The following is a 1,344-nucleotide window of genomic DNA, read 5'->3' as shown; positions in this document are numbered from 1 at the left end:
TGAACCGCCCCTGTCAAGTAGACAGGTGAAAAAATTAAAAACATGTACCAATGCCTGCCACGTAGTGGCAGGCATATTTTTATGCATAATGTGCCGCCTTATATTTCTGTATTGCTTTGTTCTCAGGTATTGGATACTGAACTGGATTCTCATTGCACAATGCTTCACTTCTTACTTCATAAGGTGTTCTCACACCAAATCTTCTTTGATATCTTTCATGACTGTAATATCTTATCCATTCTATTATTGCCTCTTCTAATTCCTCTCTTGCTTCATATTTCTTGCCATAATGATATATCTCACATTTAAGTATTCCCCAGAATCCTTCCATTGGTCCATTGTCAATGCAGCAGTGAACTCTGGACATGCTCTGTTCCATGCCATTATCCTTAAGCATACGTACAAATATTGGACTCGTATACTGGTAGCCACCATCACTATGAAATAGCGGATGTGCTCCTGGATTAGCGTCTACAGCTGATCTGAATGTATTGAAGACAAGTTTATTATCATTATGGTCACTAATTGCATATCCTACTGGATATCTGTCATAAAGATCTAGTATCAGGCTTAGATATAGCTTATTTTCATTATTCTTTCCATATTTGAACTCAGTGACATCTGTTACCCATTTTTCATTAGGTCTTGATGCATTAAAGTCTCTTTTAAGATTATTCTTGGCTGTATTGTTGCTTTTTCTGACTGTACAGCTTCTTCTTTTTGGTCTTATGATTGACTTGATGCCAAGTATTTTCATCACCTTGTAGACCTGCTTGTCATTATAGTTCTTGTTTTCATCTCTGTTTATTCTATCTGTCATCATTCTGTAGCCAAGCGTATGATTGAATTTCTCATCATACTTTCTTATAAAGTCTGCCAGTTCCTCATTTTCAAGATCTCTTTCGCTCTTATTGCGTCTAAGCCATTTATAATAATTCGCCCTCTTTACACCTAATATCTCAAGCATAGCTGATAGGCTTACCTCTTTGTCTTCTTCCTTGATTTCCTTGATTGACTGATATTCATTCTCGAATCTGCTTGTTCTGCATATCCTCTCCTTTCTATCTCCTCCACTTTTTTTAACAGTCTTATCTCCAGATGAGCTCTCTCAAGCTCACGCTCCTTTTCTCTCAGCTGTTTCTTTAGAAGGCCAAGCTCATCTAGCTCCTCATCCTTTTTTCGGCGTCCACGTCTGTCTGATAAGCCTTCTTCACCTTTTTCTCTGTACTTTCTTACCCAGTTAAATACATTTGAATATGTCACATCAAACACTTTGCACGTTCCCGAATAATCAAGATTGTGTTCCATGCAGTACTTTACTATCTCTATTCTTTCTTCTTTTGT

2 protein-coding genes are annotated in these 1,344 nt (G+C 37.4%); both read right to left on the bottom strand.

The genetic code is table 11. The features are described from left to right. Positions 1-79: 79 nt before the first annotated feature. Positions 80-967 carry an IS3 family transposase gene (locus DW269_RS12450; RefSeq protein WP_233503301.1) on the bottom strand — a complete coding sequence of 296 codons (888 nt, stop codon included), beginning with the start codon at positions 965-967 and terminating at the stop codon, positions 80-82. 11 nt (positions 968-978) lie between these two features. Then, positions 979-1,344 (bottom strand): helix-turn-helix domain-containing protein (locus DW269_RS12445; protein ID WP_006506800.1); only part of this gene is annotated, 366 nt, incomplete at its 5' end.

Source organism: Catenibacterium sp. AM22-6LB (genome assembly GCF_003435615.1).
GTDB classification, from domain to species: Bacteria; Bacillota_I; Bacilli_A; order Erysipelotrichales; family Coprobacillaceae; genus Catenibacterium; species Catenibacterium mitsuoka_A.
This window is presented reverse-complemented; position numbering and strand designations above follow the sequence as displayed.